Source organism: Devosia sp. Root436, assembly GCF_001426345.1.
Taxonomy (GTDB): Bacteria; Pseudomonadota; Alphaproteobacteria; order Rhizobiales; family Devosiaceae; genus Devosia.
In genome coordinates, this window is the sequence record NZ_LMEM01000011.1 from 19,583 (window position 1) to 35,760 (window position 16,178).

The window sequence follows — 16,178 nt, forward strand, 5'->3', positions numbered from 1 at the left end:
TCCCTAACGCTTGCCGAACAGGCCGAGCGGCCGCACGAGCAGGATGGCCACCAGCAGCAGGTAGATGAGGAAGCTGCCGATTTCGGGCCAGAAATACTTGCCGGCGACATCGCCGATGCCGAGCAGTGCGGCGCCGGCGAAGGAGCCGGTGATCGAGCCCAGCCCGCCCACCGACACCACGATCAGCACATAGACCAGCATCTGGAAGCCGAAGGAGGGCGAGAGCCCGACGATCTCGACCGCCAGCGCGCCGCCGAGGCCGGCAAGGCCGCAGCCCAGAGCGAAGGTGATGGCGAAGACGCGTTCGACATCGAGGCCAAGCCCCTGGGCCATGCGCTGGTTGTCCACGGCGGCGCGGATCTGCGCGCCCAGCCTGGTGCGTTCCAGCCCGAAGACCAGCAAGGCGGTGATGATGAGGGCCACGACAATAATGAAGGCGCGATAGATGCCGAAGCGGACGCCGCCGAATTCCACCGAGCCGCGCAGCCAGGACGGCAGGATGATGACCTGTTGCACCGTGCCGAAGATGAAGGTGGCGGCCGCGGCGGCAACGAAGACCACGCCGATGGTGAACAGCACCTGGTTGAGCTCACCGGCCTTGTAGAGGCGGCGGAACAGGCTGCGTTCGATCAGTACGCTGAGCAAAGCCATGGCGATGAAAGCCATGGGCAGCGCCGCGAGGAACGGCAGGCCGAGCTGGCGCATCACGGTGACGGCGACATAGCCGCCGAACATGCCGAAGGCGCCATGCGCCAGGTTGATGAAATTCATCATGCCCAGGGTGACCGACAGGCCAACCGACAGCAGGAATAGCAGCATGCCGAAAGCAAAGCCGTCGAACAGGACAATGGCAATCTGGCTGATCATGGAATTGGTCCTAGCGGATCATGCTGCTTGTTGGGCAATTCACTGCCCCGTTTTCTTTGCTTTCCCACCGGGCGTTGGCTCCCTCTCCCCTCAGAGGAGAGGGTGGGGTGAGGGGTTCAGTGCTTGTGTGAGCACGGTGCCCGACGCAGCGCTGAACCCCTCACCCGCCCCTTCGGGTCGACCTCTCCCCTGAGGGGAGAGGTGACTTCGGCTTCCACTCCATAGGCGATCGCCCGCTTGAAAGAGAGCAGGTGCCGTCCCGTGGCTGGGGTGTGGCTGTGCCACACCCCAGCAAGCCATGCCTACTTCGCAGCGCCGTGCAGCGGGTCCTTTACGTCGGGGATCTCGTGCACGATCACGTTCTGCAGCTTGCCATCCACTTCCTGGATTTCGCGGATGTAGACGGTCTGGATCACGTCACGGGTTTCCGGATCGATCGACATCGGGCCACGCGGGCTGTCCCAGGACATGCCCTTGGCGGCTTCGACCAGGGCATCGCCATTGGTGTCGCCATTGGTGGCCTTGAGCGCCTCATAGATGAGGTGCATGCCGTCATAGCCGCCGATGGAGAACAGGTCGGGCTCGCGGCCGTTATTGGCGGCGGTATAGCCGTCGACATAGGCCTTGTTGAGCGGATCGTCGCGTTCCAGCGTGTAGTGGAAGGTCGTGATGATGCCGCGGGCGGTTTCGCCCATGCTCTCCAACGCTTCGGGGTGGGTCAGCTCGCCCTGGCCGAGCACCTTGATATCGGGCGGGGCGAGGCCACGATCGACCAGCGCCTTGCCGATAGCGGCAGGCTGGGCGCCGCCAGGCACGAAAATGTATACAGCTTCAGGGGCGGCATCGGCGACGCGCTGCACATAGGCCGAGAAGTCGGGGTTGGCGACCGGGGTGCGGTCGGCGCCGACAATGGTGCCACCCATTTCGGTGAAGCCCTTGGCGAAGGAGGCTTCGGCGTCGATGCCGGGGCCGTAGTCGGCGACCAGCGTATAGGCTTCGCGGATGCCCTGCTCATAGGCCCATTTGCCGAACGAGTAGTTGAGCTGCGGGATGGTGACCGAGGTGCGCACGATATAGGGCGACTGCTCGGTGACGACGGAGGTGGCGGCATTCATCACCACCATCAGCTTCTGCGCTTCGGTGGCGATTTCGGCGGCACCGAGCGCCTCGGGCGTCAGCGCAAAACCGGCGAGAATATCGACATTGTCGCGCACCACCAGTTCCTGTGCCAGGCGGCGGGCGACGTCGGGAGCCGGGCCGCCGGTGTCGCGCTTGATGAGCTCGATCTTGCGGCCGGCAACCTCGTCGCCATGCTCGGCGATATAGAGGTCAATACCGGCCTGGAGCTGGTTGGCGGCATCGGCGAACGGTCCCGAATAGGGCAGGATGACGCCGATCTTGATGGTTTCCTGCGCCATGGCGCCGGATGACCAGGCCAGGCTGAGCCCCAGCACCGCGGCCACTGCTGTTCTTTTCAACATGAATTCCTCCCTTGAAGACTTTTTGACGAGATGGCACCGGGCCTTTTGCAGCCTCATTAAGCGCCATCCTAACGATGAACTGTATACACGATACCCGGCTTCGCCAAGGGAAAGCTGGGGGCTGCTTTATGCGCCAAGCCATTGAAACGGCTGGACGCTTACCCCGTACCAGACCCACCAGCTCCACCGAGCGCAGGCTCCCTCTCCCCTCAGGGGAGAGGGTGGGGTGAGGGGTTCAGTGCTGGTGAAGGCATCTTGGCCTCGCGCAACGCTGAACCCCTCACCCGAGCCTTCGGGTCGACCTCTCCCCTGAGGGGAGAGGTGACTTTGCTCCACTCCACGGACGATAATAACCCTCCCCTGCCTAGACGCGTTCGAGAGCCACGGCGATGCCTTGGCCGACGCCGATGCACATGGTGGCCAGCGCCCGCCTCCTGCCGCCCAGCGATAGTTCGAGCGCCGCCGAACCGGCGATGCGGGCGCCGCTCATGCCGAGCGGATGCCCGAGCGCGATGGCGCCGCCATTGGGGTTTACATGCGCCGCGTCCTCGGCAATGCCCAGCTCGCGCAGCACCGCGATGCCCTGGCTGGCAAAGGCCTCGTTGAGTTCGATCACGTCGAAATCGGCCGGCGTGAGACCGAGACGGGCGCAAAGTTTTTTCGTCGCGGGCGCCGGGCCCATGCCCATGATGCGCGGCGGCACGCCAGCCGTGGCCCCGCCCAGGATGCGGGCAATAGGGGTGAGGCCATGCTGTTTCACCGCCGCTTCGGAGGCGACGATCAGCGCCGCGGCACCGTCATTAACGCCGGAGGCATTGCCGGCCGTCACCGTGCCATTGGGAAACAGCGCCCGCAGCTTGCCGAGCGTTTCGCTGGTGGTGCCGGCACGCGGATGTTCGTCGGTGTCGATGACGATGGGATCGCCCTTTTTCTGCGGGATGGTGACCGGGGTAATTTCCCGCGCCAGCCGCCCATTCTGCTGCGCCGCCACCGCCTTGTCCTGGCTGCGCACGGCAAAGGCGTCCTGCGCCTCGCGGCTCACGCCGAATTCCTGCGCCACGTTCTCGCCGGTCTCGGGCATCGAGTCGGTGCCATGCAGCTTCTGCATCAGCGGATTGACGAAGCGCCAGCCGATGGTGGTGTCGTAAATCTCGGCATTGCGCGAAAAGGCCGTGCCGGCCTTGGGCAGCACGAAGGGCGCGCGGCTCATCGATTCCGTGCCGCCGGCAATCACCAGATCGGCCTCGCCCGATTTGATGGCGCGCGCCGCCGTGATGACCGCATCCATGCCCGAGCCGCAGAGCCGGTTGATGGTGGTGCCGGTGACAGTGACAGGCAAGCCCGCCAGCAGCAGGCTCATGCGCGCCACGTTGCGATTGTCCTCGCCGGCCTGGTTGGCATTGCCGAAGATCACGTCATCGACCGCTTCCCAGTCGAGGCCCCCATTGCGGGCGGCCAGCGCCATGAGCGGAATGGCGCCCAGGTCGTCGGGCCGAACGGCCGACAGCGCGCCGCCGAAGCGGCCGATGGGGGTGCGGATATAGTCGCAGATATAGGCCTCAGTCATCTCATACCTCCGGTACGACAAGGTCGGCGACAGTGCCGGCAAGCAGCAGCTCTGCCCCGGTCACGGCCTGCAGCGCATCGAGGCTGAGGCCGGGCAGCTTTTCGCGCAGCACGAAACGGCCGCCTTCGATGTCGATCACGGCGAGGCTGGTATAGACGCGGGTGACGCAGCCGACGCCGGTCAGCGGCAGGCTGCAGCGCTTCACCAGTTTGGGCCGGCCATCCCTGGTGACGTGATCAGTAATGACGGCGACGCGCTTGGCGCCATGCACCAGGTCCATCGCCCCGCCCACCGCCGGCACGCCCTTGGGGCCGGTCGACCAGTTGGCCAGGTCGCCATTCTCGGCCACTTCATAGGCGCCGAGGATCGCCACATCCAGATGCCCGCCGCGCACCATGGCGAAGCTCTCGGCATGGTTGAAGAAGGCCGCGCCGGGCTTGAGCGTCACCGCTTTCTTGCCGGCATTGATCAGGTCCCAGTCCTCCTCGCCTTCGGCGGGGGATTCACCGAAATTGAGGATGCCGTTCTCGGTGTGGAAAATGGCCTGCCTGCCGGGCGGCTGGAACTTGGCCACCATTTCGGGAAAGCCGATGCCCAGGTTCACATAGGCCTCGTTCTCGATATCCTGCGCGGCGCGCCAGGCGATCTGGGCGTTGGAAAGCTTGTCGCTCATGCGTAGGCCACCCCGTCGCGCATCAGCGCTTCTTCCTGCCGCGCATCGGCCACTTCCACCACACGATTGACGAAAATGCCTGGCGTGATGACCGCTTCCGGATCGATCTCGTCCGGTTCCACCACTTTTGTCGCCTGCACGACAGTCAGGCCGGCGGCGGCGGCCATCAGCGGCGAGAAATTGCGCGCCGCCTTGCGATAGGTCAGGTTGCCGTGCCGATCGGCCAGTTCCGCCTTGAGCAGCGCCACATCGGCCTTGAGCCAGCGCTCCTGCACATAGGCCCGCCCCTCGAATTCGGCCACCGGCTTGCCCTCGGCGAGATCGGTGCCATAGCTGGTCGGCGTATAGAAAGCCGGGATGCCGGCCCCGCCGGCACGGATGCGCTCGGCCAAAGTGCCCTGCGGCACCAGTTCGAGCCCAATCTCGCCAGCCAGGTACTTTTCGGTAAAGGCGCGCGGATCGGACGAACGCGGAAACGAACAGATCATCTTGGCGACCATGCCGGCATCGATCATGGCGGCGATGCCGATACGGCCATTGCCGGCATTGTTGTTGACCACGGTGAGCTTGCCGGGGCTGCCGGTGGCTTTGAAGCGGTCGATCAGCGCGTGGATCAGCTCGATCGGCGCCCCCGCGCCGCCGAAACCGCCGATCATCAGCACCATGCCATCCTCGATGTCAGCCAATGCGGCTGTGAGATCGACGACCGTCTTGTCCATGAAGCCTGTTTCCTGTGGGTCTTGCCCGCGACCTACGCATTGGCGCGGCACACTCGCAAGGAGATTTGTGCGATATGTTGCATTTGTTCGAATATCGCCCAAATCCGGGGTGATACCGGGTTTGAAATTGCCCCTCGACGTCATTCCCGCGAAAGCGGGAAACCCTTTCGCGGCAAAGGGGGATTCCCGCTGTCGCCGGAATGACGCAGGTACAGGATCAACAGTCACGCCAGATGAAGCTGCTCCACCAGGCGCACGCCCAGCCGCAGGCTGGCGCCTGTGGTGACCAGCATGGGCGGCAGGGTCAGCCATTCCAGGGTCCAGGCCGCGCCCGAGCGCTCATATTCATGCAGCATGGCCTGGCCCAAAGTGCCGGAGAGGCCGGCATTGTAGCGGGCCAGGGCGACCAGTATCTCGGCATTGACAGGGTTGGCCTTGTGCGCCATGGCCGACGAGCCCCCCGCCCCTTCGAGCCGCAGCGCGCCGACCTCGCTTTGCGCCAGCAAAGCCACATCGGCGCCCAGCTTGCCCAGCGAGCCGCTGATCAGCGCCAGCAGGTTTCCCAAAGCCACGATGGGGTCGCGCGTCGCCTGCCAGGGTTCGGCCAGGCCGAGATCGAGCCGGCGGGCCATGGCCGCAGCGATGGCGTCGCCATGCCCCTCGAAACTGCCGCGATCGCCCACCGGCCCGCCCAGTTGCACCACCAGCAGGGTGCGGCGCATCGCTCCCAGCGCGCGCAGATGGCGCTGCAACGGCGCGCGCCAGCTCTCGATCTTGGCAGCCCAACTCGTGGGCAGGGCCGCCTGCATGCGGGTATGGGCCATCAGCGGGCGCGCGCCGGCATCGGTGCCCAGCGCGTCGAGCCGTTCCAGCAGGGCGGCGAGCCGGGATTCATAGAGGTCGAAGACGCGGGCCAGTTGCAGCATGAGGGCCGTGTCGATCACGTCCTGGCTGGTGGCGCCTCGATGCAGGGCGGCGCGATGCGACTCGGCCACCGTGGCCCGCAATTGCCGCAGCAGGGCCGGCACCACGACACCATCCTGCGCCATGCCGGCAGCGAGGGCCGCCCGGTCGGGCACGAAAGCGGCGATGGCCGACTTGATGGCGAGGGCCGCCCCCTCCTCGATCCAGCCGCAGTCCACGCTCGCCTCAGCCAGGGCAGCTTCCACCGCAAGCATGGCAGTCAGTTGCGCATCGTCGGACAGCAGCGCGTCGATTTCGGCATCGCCGGCAAGGGCGGAGAGCAATGGGTTCATGGGGGAATGCTACAGGCGTTTGCGGTTGGGCAAAAGGCTTGGCCTTTGCTTCCCCTCTCCCCTTGAGGGAGAGGGGGGTTCTGCCGCGTTTAGCGGAAGAACCGGGTGAGGGGTACCGCGCCATCCTATGCTCCAGAAGCAAGGAAGGGACCCCTCATCCGCCCTTCGGGCACCTTCTCCCTCAAGGGGAGAAGGGAGGAGGTGACGTCAGCGCCACCCCTCACATATCGAAGAACACCGTCTCCTTGTCGCCCTGCAGGTGGATGTCCAGCATGTAGCGCGGCACGGGCCCATCTTCCTTGCGGGCGATCAGGGTCAGGCGGCGGCGAGGATCCATGATCTTGTTGAGCACGAAGTCCTTGCCATTGGCCTCGGTCTCATCGTCGAAATAGAGCCGCGTCTGCAGCCCGATATTGATACCGCGCGCCACGATCCACAGGTTGACATGGGGCGCCATCGGCTTGCCGTCCGGGCCGGGCACCGGGCCGGGCTTGATGGTCTCGAAGGTGAAGATGCCCTCAGCATTGGTGGGTTGGCGGCCCCAGCCGGTAAAGGCCGGCGCCGAATTGGAGTTCGGGCCCATGGGTGCCACATAGGAGCCATCGGCATCGGCCTGCCAGATTTCCACCAATGCGTCGTTCACCACGGCGCCCGAGCCGTCGAATATCCTGCCCGATATGGTGATGCGTTCACCCTTGGTATTCTCGGTCAGCATGGTGCTGCCCGGATCGGTGGCATAGACGCCCTTGATCTCGGCGAAGTTGGGCGTCAGCCCGATATGGACATAGGGGCCCGCCGTCTGCGACGGGGTCTCTTTCAGTGTCGGAACCGGATGCAGCATCAGTTCCCCTCCAGCTTGTTCTCGAACATGGTCGAACGGCGGCCGCGCAGCACGATATCGAAGCGATAGGCCAGCGCGTCCATGGGCGTCGTATTGTGGCGGTCGAGCCGGGCGACGAGCTGGTCGATGGCCGACTTGTCGGCGATGGAGCCGACGATGGGGCATTGCCAGATCATCGGGTCGCCCTCGAAATACATCTGGGTGATGAGCCGCTGCGCGAAGGCGTGGCCGAAGACCGAGAAGTGAATATGGGCGGGGCGCCAGTCGTTGACGCCATTGGGCCAGGGATAGGCGCCCGGCTTGATGGTGCGGAAGGAATAAAAGCCGTTTTCGTCGGTGACGGCCCGGCCGCAGCCGCCGAAATTGGGGTCGAGCGGGGCGAGATAGGCTTCCTTGCGGTGGCGATAGCGGCCTCCGGCATTGGCCTGCCAGAATTCGACCAGCGTATCGGGCACAGCCCGCGCATTCTCGTCGAGCACCTGGCCATAGACGATAATCCGCTGGCCGATGGCCTCGCTGCCATCCTGGCTGTAATTGCGGATCAGGTCGTTATCGAGCGGATTGAGACTGGAATGGCCGAAGGTCGGCCCGGTCAGTTCCGAAGCGGTGCCGCCCAGCGACAGCAAGGCGTGTCTGGGCGCGCGGAAAGTGGTGCTCTTGTAGCCAGGCGTATTGGCCGGAGGATGCCAGGCCCTGTCGCGCTGATAGAGCGCCCCGTCCGCGCCCGGTAGTATGATGCCGCTCATTGTCCCGTCTCCCGCCTGGCCAGTTCGTCCTTGGCAATTCTGAATGCCCGGTTGGCGGCCGGCACACCGGCATAGACCGCCACATGCAGCAGGGCTTCCTTGATATCATCCGGCGAGCAGCCGGTATTGACAGTGGCCCGCACATGCATGGCCACTTCCTCATCATGCCCCAACGCCGCCAGCAGCGCGATGGTCAGCATGGAGCGTTCGCGCTTGCTGAGCCCCGGCCGCGACCAGACCGAGCCCCAAGCCCCTTCGGTGATGAAAGTCTGGAAGTCGTCGTCGAAGTCAGTCTTGCGCGCGACGGCGGCATCGACATGGGGATTGCCCAGCACCGACCGGCGCGTCGCCATGCCTTGCTCGAAGCGCGTGGGTTCAGCCATGGCCGTTCTCCTTGAGGAACTGCGCGATCAGCGCGGCCAAAGCCGCGGGCTGCTCGATGGATGGAATATGGCCGACGCCGGGCAGGATTTCAAAACGGGCCCCGCCAATGGCCGCGGCGCAGCTTCGCACCAGGTCCACCGGCGTCGAGCGATCCGCCTCGCCGGCCACGACCAGCGTCGGCATGGCTATGCGGCCGATTTCGGCCGTCAGATCGGTATCGCGCAATGTGGCGCAGGTGGCGGCATAGCCGTCAGGGTCGCTGCGCAGGAACAGATTGCGCCAGCCGGCCAGTTCATCTTGCCGCTGCTGCTGGAAGCCGGGGCTGAACCAGCGGTCCATCACCATGTCGGCAATGGCGCCCAGCCCCTGGGTGCGCACGGTGTCGATACGGGCATTCCAGCCGACGGCATCGCCCATCTTGGGCACCGTGTCGCACAGCACCAAAGCCGCCAGCCGGTCCGGGGCCTGCAGCGCAAAGCCCTGGGCGATCAGCCCGCCCACCGAAACCCCGGCCAGCGCCAGCCGCCCGATATCGAGATGATCGAGCAGCCCCGTGAGGTCGGCCACATGATCTTCCAGCGCATAGTCGCCCGGCGGCGTGTCGCTGAGGCCGTGGCCACGCTTATCATAGGACAGGATGCGGTAGTGGCCGGACAGGCGCGCGATCACGCCATCCCAGATGCGCGCATCGGTGCCCAGCGAATTGGTCAGCGCCAATACGGGCGCGCCGGCGGGGCCGGCAAGCCGGTAATGCAGCAGCACGCCATTGATCCGAACGAAATCCATTCCGCTCCCCCTGCCCCGATATAAGGCGCCGGCGGCGGGTGAGTAAAATGAGTAGTGCGAAACAAGATATAACCTATAGATTATAGGCCACGATGTTGCAGTCACCTCCCTCCCCCCTCGCCGGGAGGGATCATGGCTGGGGGCGTTGGCCCGGATGTCAGGGCCAAACACTCCCTTCCCAACCTCTCCCGTCACGAGGGAGGAGCCAAACGAGGCTGGGACATGATCGTGCCATCATAACCGGAGCCCCAAAATTGCCTCAGCCTATCGATCCCCGCGTCAAGCTGCGGCATCTGACCTGTTTCCTCGAAGTGGCGCGGCTCCGGAGCATGGTCGGGGCCGCCGCCGCCCTCAATGTCAGCCAACCCGCCGTGTCCAAGACTATCCAGGAGCTGGAGCAGCTTCTCGGCGGTGCCCTGTTCGATCGCAGCAAGCGCAATCTCTTTCTCACGCCGTTCGGCGAGAGCTTTCACCGCTATGCCTCGACCAGTGTCGCGGCCCTGCGGCAGGGGCTGGACCTGGCGCGGGGCAGCCATGGGGCGGCTGTGGTGCGGGTCGGCGCGCTGCCGACCGTTTCGGCGCGCATCCTGCCGGCCGCGGTGGAAGCCTTCACTGCCGGCAGCCCCGGCGTCCATACCCGCATCACCACCGGCCCCAACGACTACCTGCTGAGCCTGCTGCGCACCGGCGATGTCGATTTCGTCATCGGCCGCATGGCCGAGCCCGACGCCATGGCGGGGCTGTCCTTCGAGCATCTTTATTCGGAGCGGGTGGTGATGGTGGTGCGGCAAGGCCACCCGCTGCTGGGCGAGCGCGCCTTCAACCTTTCGATGATCGAGCGCTACCAGACCATGATGCCCACGCCCAGCTCGCTCATCCGCCGGCTGGTCGATCGGATGCTGCTGACCCATGGCATTACCGAGCTGCGCGACGAGGTGGAAACGGTCTCCGACGCCTTCGGCCGCGCCTATACGAGCCAGACGGATGCCGTCTGGATCATCTCGGAAGGCGTCGTCGCTCGCGACCTCGAAGCGGGGCTGCTTGCGCGGCTGCCGGTCGATACCAGCCAGACCACCGGCCCGGTCGGCTTCACTACCCGCACCGAAACCACACCCAGCCTCGCCGCCAGCAGCCTGATCCAGTCGGTGCGCGAGGTGGCTGCGGGCGTGAAGTGAGGGCCGCTTCCCCCCTGCCCTTGAGGAAGAAGCCCTACCCCTCCCGATTGCGAAAAGCCGCCGGGGTCACGCCCAGCACGCGCTTGAGGACCCGGGTGAAATAGGCTGGGTCCTCGTAGCCCAGCCCGGCCCCGATCTGCTTGATGGTGAGGGTGGAGAACAGCAATTGCCGCCGCGCCTCGAGCGCGATGCGCCGCTCGATCACGGTCAGGGCCGAGATGCCGAGTTCCTGCCGGCAGACACGATTGAGATGGGTCGGGCTGATGCCAAGGTCGCGCGCATAATCGGCGATGCGCCGGGTCTCGCGGAAACGCTGGTCCACCATCCAGCGAAAGGCCGTAGCATGAAAGCGGGCACGGGCCGCGCCGGCATTGCGCGGTGCCGGCAGGGTGCGTGCACGGTGCAGAGCCACGAGCAACAGGGTGATATGGGCGCGCATGGCCAGGTCATGCCAGCCGCCGGGCCGGTCGGCCTCGGCCAGCAATATGTCGAGCATGGCGTTGACCGCCGCCGTGCCGCCGGTGATGACGCCTGCCGGCGGCGTTTCCAGCCCTTCGGCCAGGTCGCGCTCCATCAGCGTCACCACCACGCCCTCGACATCGTTGCTGAACACATAGCCATGCACGGTCAGCGCCGGCACGACGACGATGGCGGGGGGCCTGAGATCGAAAGGCTCGCCATCGAGCGTCACATAGGCCCAGCCGCCAGTCAGGATCAGGATCTGGAAAAAGCGCTCATGCCGATGCGGGGCGATGCGATAGCCATGCAGCCGGCTGCGCGACTGGATGGTTTCCCAATGCAGCCAGTCCTGCTGGCGGGCGCTGTCGGCCTCACCATAAAGCGCATATGTCGGAACCCGGTCCATGTTCGGATAGTGCAAGAGATTGCACCCCCTGTCCATTCACCAACCCGCCCTGAATGCGCATGCTGATGCTAACAGTGGGGGAACATATTGCGCGCACAGGTTGTCATTGTGGGGGCCGGTCCGGCAGGGCTGATGCTGGCGCGGCTGCTCGAGCTGGCCGGCATCGACGCGGTCATTCTCGAGCGCAAAAGCGCCGATTATGTACTCGGCCGCATCCGGGCCGGCGTGCTCGAACAGGGCACAATGGACCTGATGGACCGGGCCCGGGCCGGCCAGCGCATGCACGCGGAAGGCCTTATCCATCAAGGGGTTGAGCTGAGCTTCGACGGCGACAGCCAGCGCATCGACTTCGCCGCGCTCATCGATCGGCACGTCATGGTCTATGGCCAGACCGAGGTCACGCGCGACCTGATGGCAGCACGGCAGGCGCGGACCATCTACGAGGCCGAGGACGTGCAACTGCACGATTTCGACGGCAAACCCTTCGTCACCTATCGTCAAAACGGGCTAACGCATCGCATCGACTGCGATTTCATCGCCGGCTGCGATGGCTATCACGGGGTGTCGCGCGCCAGCGTCCCGGCGCAGTCGTTGACCACCTTCGAGCGCATCTATCCGTTTGGCTGGCTTGGTGTTCTGGTCGACCAGCCACCGGTCGCCCACGAGCTGATCTATGCCCATCACGCGCGCGGCTTCGCCCTCTGCTCGCAGCGTTCTCCCACCCGCAGCCGCTATTATGTGCAGGTGCCGGCCGACGAGAAAGTCGAGAACTGGTCCGACGCGCGCTTCTGGGATGAGCTGCGCATCCGGCTCAACCCGGCGACGGCGGAAGCCTTGCAAACCGGGGCTTCCATCGAAAAATCCATCGCCCCCCTGCGCAGTTTCGTCGCCGAACCCCTGCGTTTCGGCAAGCTGTTCCTGGCCGGCGACGCGGCCCATATCGTGCCGCCGACCGGGGCCAAGGGCCTCAACCTCGCCATGAGCGACGTCGCCGCCCTGGCCGATGCGCTCATCGAATTTTTCGGCGAGAACTCGGCGGCCGGGATCGACGGCTATTCGGCTAAAGTCTTGTCGCGCATATGGAAAGCCGAACGGTTCAGCTGGTGGATGACCAGCCTGCTGCACACATTCCCGGAAACCGGCGCCTTCGGCCGGCGCATCCAGCGGGCCGAATTCGATTATCTGGCCGGGTCCGCCGCCGCACAGCAAAGCCTGGCGGAAAACTATACCGGCCTGCCGCTCTAGCGTTCGCGGAAACTCCGGGCCCCTTCCCTGCCGCCATTCCCGGTGATGACGGCAGGCCGGTCATCTCGCCGGCCTTCGAGGTTGCTCGGGAGAATACCGGCTGCCCCGGCTCGGGCAAGAGTACCGCCCTGCGCTGCATCAACCGGCTGGAAAGGTCCCGTCCGGCATGATCGAAATCTGCGAGCGGCAGGTGAACGATCCCAGGCTCGACCTGCGCGCGACGCCTCGTCGTCGCGGCCTAGACCTTGTAGATGCGCTCGGCATTGCGGTGCAGCAGGCTGGCCTGTTCGTCGGCGCTGGCGGCCTTGATGATCGCGTGCGTGGCCTCGACCCAATCGGTGAGGGTGCCGCCCGTGGTGGTGGCGACGGGGTGATCGGAGCCCCAGACCACGCGATCCCAGCCGAAACTCTCGATCATGTGCTCGACATAGGGGCGGAGCGTTTCGGCGGTCCAGCCGGGGTCGCAGTGATTGACCAGGCCCGAGACCTTGCCGACGACATTGGGATTGCGGGCGATTTCGGCGATCGCGGCACGCCACGGATCGAGGCCGAGCCCGTTGATATCGGGGTTGCCGCAATGGTCGAGGATGAAGGTAACGTCGGGCGCCCGCTGCGCCAGCGCCACGCCGAGCCGGAGCTGGTCGGCGCGCAGGCAGAGATCGAAGCTCAGGTCATAATCGGGCAGGTGGCGGATGTTCTCGATGAAGAGGTCCGATTGGCTGAGTTCGTCGGGGGATTCGTGCAGGATGCGGCGGACGCCTTTGACGTGGGCGTGTTCGCTCAAGTGTTCGATCTGGTCGACGAAGTTCATGTGCTCGGGCCGGCAGGCGACGATGGCGCCGGCAATGCGCGGCAGGCCGAGCACGAATTCGGTCTCGCCCAGCATGTCGGCTTCGGCGACGTCGACCTCCATGTGGAGGGCGGATTCCACGCCCAGCGGCACGGCCTCGGCGAAATAGGCCTCCAGGCTCCAGGGCCTGTTGAGCGCGGGTTTGCCGGCGAGCCAGGGATAGGCGAAGCGGTCGGGGTAGATGAGGTGCAGGTGGGTATCGAGGATGCGCATGTTCAGGCCTCCGGCGAGCGCCGGGTGACGTCGGCGCCGGCCTGCTGCAGCAGTTTAAGCACCGTCTGCATGTCGGGTGCATCACGTTTGTCGAGGCGCTGGGTATAGGGGCAGGTGAGGACGGCGATGACTGTGCCGAGCGGGCCGAAGATCGGTACGGTGAGGTTGGAAACGCCGGAAACCTGGGCGCTCGGCATCATTTCGAAGCCCTGTTCGCGCACGGTTTCGAGCCGGGCTTCGAGGCCTTTGGGCATCTTTTCGGGGCTGCCCATATCCTGCTCCTCCAGCATCAGCAACCGCTCCTGGGGGGTGGCGAAGGCCAGGAAAACGTGACCGGATCCGGTATTGACCAGCCCGATGCGGCTGCCGACGCGGATCGAGACATTCCAGTAGCCGGGACCATCGACCTGGGCGATGACGACGAGAATATTGCGGTCCTGCACCACCATATGGACGGCCTGTTCGGCCCGCAGCGCGAAGTGGCGCAGCACCGGCATGGCCTGGCTGACCATGCGATGCAGGGGGGGCCTGGCATGGCCCAGTTCGAACAGTTTCAGGGTGATTTCGTAGCGGTCTTCGGGGGTGCGGCGGACATAGTCGCGGCGCACCAGCCGGTCGAGCATGCGGTAGATTTCGTTGGGCGAACGGTCCAGCGCCTTGGCGATTTCGGCCTGGCTCAGCCCGTCGGCCGTGCGCGCCAGGAGCTCCAGAATGTCGAGCCCCTTGTCCAGCGCCGGGGCGCGATAGCGGTCGTTGGCGTCCTCTGTCATGTGCCTCCCTCAAGCGCCCCATTGCTAACAGACTGTTAGCATCTGGTGTCACCAATCGCGCTTTCACGCCAGTCGCAACTGACATGTTAGTCCTTGCAAGCGCACTTCATTTATGAATAGATTGTTTGCAGGCGCATCGCAAGAATGCGCGGGAGGACAAATCCAGCATGCCGACCCCCATCCCGACAGCAGTGTCATCGAGCGGAGATGCCGGCTCGACTCCGCTTGTCGAGATGGTGGGCATCGACAAGAGCTTCCCCGGGGTCCGGGCGCTGTCGCAGGCGCGGTTGGAACTTCGGGCCGGCGAGGTCCATGCCCTGATGGGCGAGAATGGCGCCGGCAAGTCGACGCTGATGAAAATCCTGTCGGGGGTCTATTCGCGCGACACCGGCACTATAAGGCTCAATGGCCAGCCCGTGGATATCGTGTCGCCGCGCCAGGCGCAGGACATGGGCATCGGCATCATCCATCAGGAACTGGCGCTGATGCGCGACCTGACGGCGGCGCAGAACATCTTCATCGGCCGCGAGCCGCGCCGCTTCGGCCTGCTGGATGAAGGCGCGCTCAACCGCGACGCCCAGGCCATCTTCGATTCGATGAACCTCAGGCTGGAGCCGACGGTGAAGGTCGAGACGTTGACCATTGCCCGCCAGCAGATGGTCGAGATCGCCAAGGCGCTGAGCTACAAGTCGCGTGTGCTGATCATGGATGAACCGACGGCGGCGCTGAACGATGCCGAGATCGCCGAGTTGTTCACCATCATCAACAGGCTCAAGGCCGAGGGCGTCGGCGTGGTCTATATCAGCCACAAGATGGACGAGATCAAACGTATCTCGGACCGGGTGACAGTGATGCGCGACGGCGAATATGTCGGCACCGTGCCGGCAGCCGATACGCCGATCGAGACCATCATCTCGATGATGGTGGGGCGCACGCTGACCAATGAGGCGCTCGACATCCCCAATACTGCCGCCAATCCGGTGGCGCTGGAAGTGCGCGGGCTCAACCGCGGCCGCGATATCCGCGATGTGAGCCTCACCGTCCGCAAGGGCGAAATCCTGGGCCTGGCCGGACTGATGGGCGCCGGGCGGACGGAAGTGGCCCGCGCCATTTTCGGCGCCGATCCGCGCGACAGCGGCGAAATCTGGGTCAATGGCCAGAGGGTCGGCATATCCTCGCCCAAGGATGCGGTGCGCGCGGGCATCGGCTATCTCAGCGAAGACCGCAAGCATTTCGGCCTCGCGACCGGGCTCGACGTACGCAACAATATCGCGCTGGCCAGCCTCGAGCGCTTTAGCGGACCCGGTGGCGTGCTCAATGACGGGGCGATGCGCGAGGTGGCGGAGAAATATATCCGCCAGCTCTCCATCAAGACCCCGAGCGATACACAGGAAGCAAGGCTGCTGTCGGGCGGCAACCAGCAGAAGGTCGTCATCGCCAAATGGCTGCTGCGCGACTGCGATATCCTGATCTTCGATGAGCCCACGCGCGGCATCGATGTCGGCGCCAAGGCGGAAATCTACAAGCTGCTGAACGCGCTGGCCGAGCAAGGGCGGGCGATCATCGTGATTTCATCCGAGCTGCCGGAGATTTTGCGGCTGAGCCATCGCATCGCGGTGATGTGCGAAGGGCGACTGACCGGCACGCTGCCGGGCGGGTCATCGCAGGAAGAGATCATGCGGCTGGCCACGCAACGCGAGCCGGCGATGGAGATGCGACATGCGGGGTGATGCGATCCTT

Annotated in this window: 16 protein-coding genes; 3 read left to right on the forward strand and 13 right to left on the reverse strand. The window is 65.2% G+C overall.

Going from position 1 to position 16,178, the window contains the following annotated elements:
- Nucleotides 1-3 precede the first annotated feature (3 nt).
- From ASD04_RS11190 to pcaD, 10 genes are all read right to left on the reverse strand, one after another.
- Nucleotides 4-867, reverse strand: coding sequence for a branched-chain amino acid ABC transporter permease (locus tag ASD04_RS11190; protein WP_056256656.1), 864 nt, complete (start codon nt 865-867; stop codon nt 4-6).
- 302 nt (nt 868-1,169) lie between these two features.
- Nucleotides 1,170-2,348, reverse strand: coding sequence for an ABC transporter substrate-binding protein (locus ASD04_RS11195; RefSeq protein WP_056256658.1), 1,179 nt, complete (start codon nt 2,346-2,348; stop codon nt 1,170-1,172).
- A 364-nt stretch (nt 2,349-2,712) separates the two neighbouring features.
- On the reverse strand, nt 2,713-3,915 hold the full coding sequence (gene pcaF, locus ASD04_RS11200; RefSeq protein WP_056256661.1) for a 3-oxoadipyl-CoA thiolase: 1,203 nt from the start codon (nt 3,913-3,915) through the stop codon (nt 2,713-2,715).
- A gap of 1 nt (nt 3,916) precedes the next feature.
- Nucleotides 3,917-4,588 carry a 3-oxoacid CoA-transferase subunit B gene (locus tag ASD04_RS11205; RefSeq protein ID WP_056256662.1) on the reverse strand — a complete coding sequence of 224 codons (672 nt, stop codon included), beginning with the start codon at nt 4,586-4,588 and terminating at the stop codon, nt 3,917-3,919.
- Complete coding sequence (locus ASD04_RS11210; RefSeq protein WP_056256665.1) at nt 4,585-5,307, reverse strand: 3-oxoacid CoA-transferase subunit A; 723 nt, start codon at nt 5,305-5,307, stop codon at nt 4,585-4,587. Before ASD04_RS11210 ends, ASD04_RS11205 begins: the two co-directional genes overlap by 4 nt.
- A gap of 224 nt (nt 5,308-5,531) precedes the next feature.
- Entirely contained in the window at nt 5,532-6,563 is a 1,032-nt protein-coding gene (locus ASD04_RS11215; RefSeq protein WP_056256667.1) for a 3-carboxy-cis,cis-muconate cycloisomerase, read from the reverse strand.
- Nucleotides 6,564-6,783: 220 nt separating this feature from the next.
- Nucleotides 6,784-7,404, reverse strand: coding sequence for a protocatechuate 3,4-dioxygenase subunit alpha (pcaG, locus tag ASD04_RS11220; RefSeq protein ID WP_056256669.1), 621 nt, complete (start codon nt 7,402-7,404; stop codon nt 6,784-6,786).
- Nucleotides 7,404-8,150, reverse strand: coding sequence for a protocatechuate 3,4-dioxygenase subunit beta (pcaH, locus tag ASD04_RS11225; RefSeq protein ID WP_056256671.1), 747 nt, complete (start codon nt 8,148-8,150; stop codon nt 7,404-7,406). Before pcaH ends, pcaG begins: the two co-directional genes overlap by 1 nt.
- The gene (pcaC, locus tag ASD04_RS11230) at nt 8,147-8,533 is read right to left on the reverse strand and encodes a 4-carboxymuconolactone decarboxylase (protein ID WP_056256674.1); all 387 of its coding nucleotides are present in this window, start codon (nt 8,531-8,533) and stop codon (nt 8,147-8,149) included. The genes pcaH and pcaC overlap by 4 nt, the downstream gene beginning before the upstream one ends.
- Nucleotides 8,526-9,320: a 3-oxoadipate enol-lactonase gene (gene pcaD / locus ASD04_RS11235; RefSeq protein WP_056256677.1), complete on the reverse strand. Its 795-nt coding sequence runs from the start codon at nt 9,318-9,320 to the stop codon at nt 8,526-8,528. The genes pcaC and pcaD overlap by 8 nt, the downstream gene beginning before the upstream one ends.
- 254 nt (nt 9,321-9,574) lie before the next feature.
- On the opposite strand from pcaD, the gene pcaQ reads away from it, so the two are divergent.
- The gene (gene pcaQ / locus ASD04_RS11240) at nt 9,575-10,495 is read left to right on the forward strand and encodes a pca operon transcription factor PcaQ (RefSeq protein WP_056256680.1); all 921 of its coding nucleotides are present in this window, start codon (nt 9,575-9,577) and stop codon (nt 10,493-10,495) included.
- A gap of 34 nt (nt 10,496-10,529) precedes the next feature.
- Here the strand turns inward: pcaQ and ASD04_RS11245 are convergent, their stop codons facing one another.
- Nucleotides 10,530-11,375, reverse strand: coding sequence for a helix-turn-helix domain-containing protein (locus ASD04_RS11245; protein WP_244488304.1), 846 nt, complete (start codon nt 11,373-11,375; stop codon nt 10,530-10,532).
- A gap of 72 nt (nt 11,376-11,447) precedes the next feature.
- Between ASD04_RS11245 and pobA the strand changes: the two genes are divergently transcribed.
- The gene (gene pobA, locus ASD04_RS11250) at nt 11,448-12,605 is read left to right on the forward strand and encodes a 4-hydroxybenzoate 3-monooxygenase (RefSeq protein ID WP_056256685.1); all 1,158 of its coding nucleotides are present in this window, start codon (nt 11,448-11,450) and stop codon (nt 12,603-12,605) included.
- Between the two features lie 238 nt (nt 12,606-12,843).
- Here the strand turns inward: pobA and ASD04_RS11255 are convergent, their stop codons facing one another.
- Together ASD04_RS11255 and ASD04_RS11260 are read right to left on the reverse strand one after the other, a co-directional pair.
- Nucleotides 12,844-13,668: an amidohydrolase gene (locus ASD04_RS11255; protein ID WP_056256688.1), complete on the reverse strand. Its 825-nt coding sequence runs from the start codon at nt 13,666-13,668 to the stop codon at nt 12,844-12,846.
- Nucleotides 13,669-13,670: 2 nt separating this feature from the next.
- Entirely contained in the window at nt 13,671-14,438 is a 768-nt protein-coding gene (locus ASD04_RS11260; RefSeq protein WP_056256690.1) for an IclR family transcriptional regulator, read from the reverse strand.
- A 167-nt stretch (nt 14,439-14,605) separates the two neighbouring features.
- Between ASD04_RS11260 and ASD04_RS11265 the strand changes: the two genes are divergently transcribed.
- Nucleotides 14,606-16,168 (forward strand): sugar ABC transporter ATP-binding protein, encoded by a 1,563-nt coding sequence (locus ASD04_RS11265; RefSeq protein WP_210168354.1) that lies wholly within the window; start codon nt 14,606-14,608, stop codon nt 16,166-16,168.
- Nucleotides 16,169-16,178 lie beyond the last annotated feature (10 nt).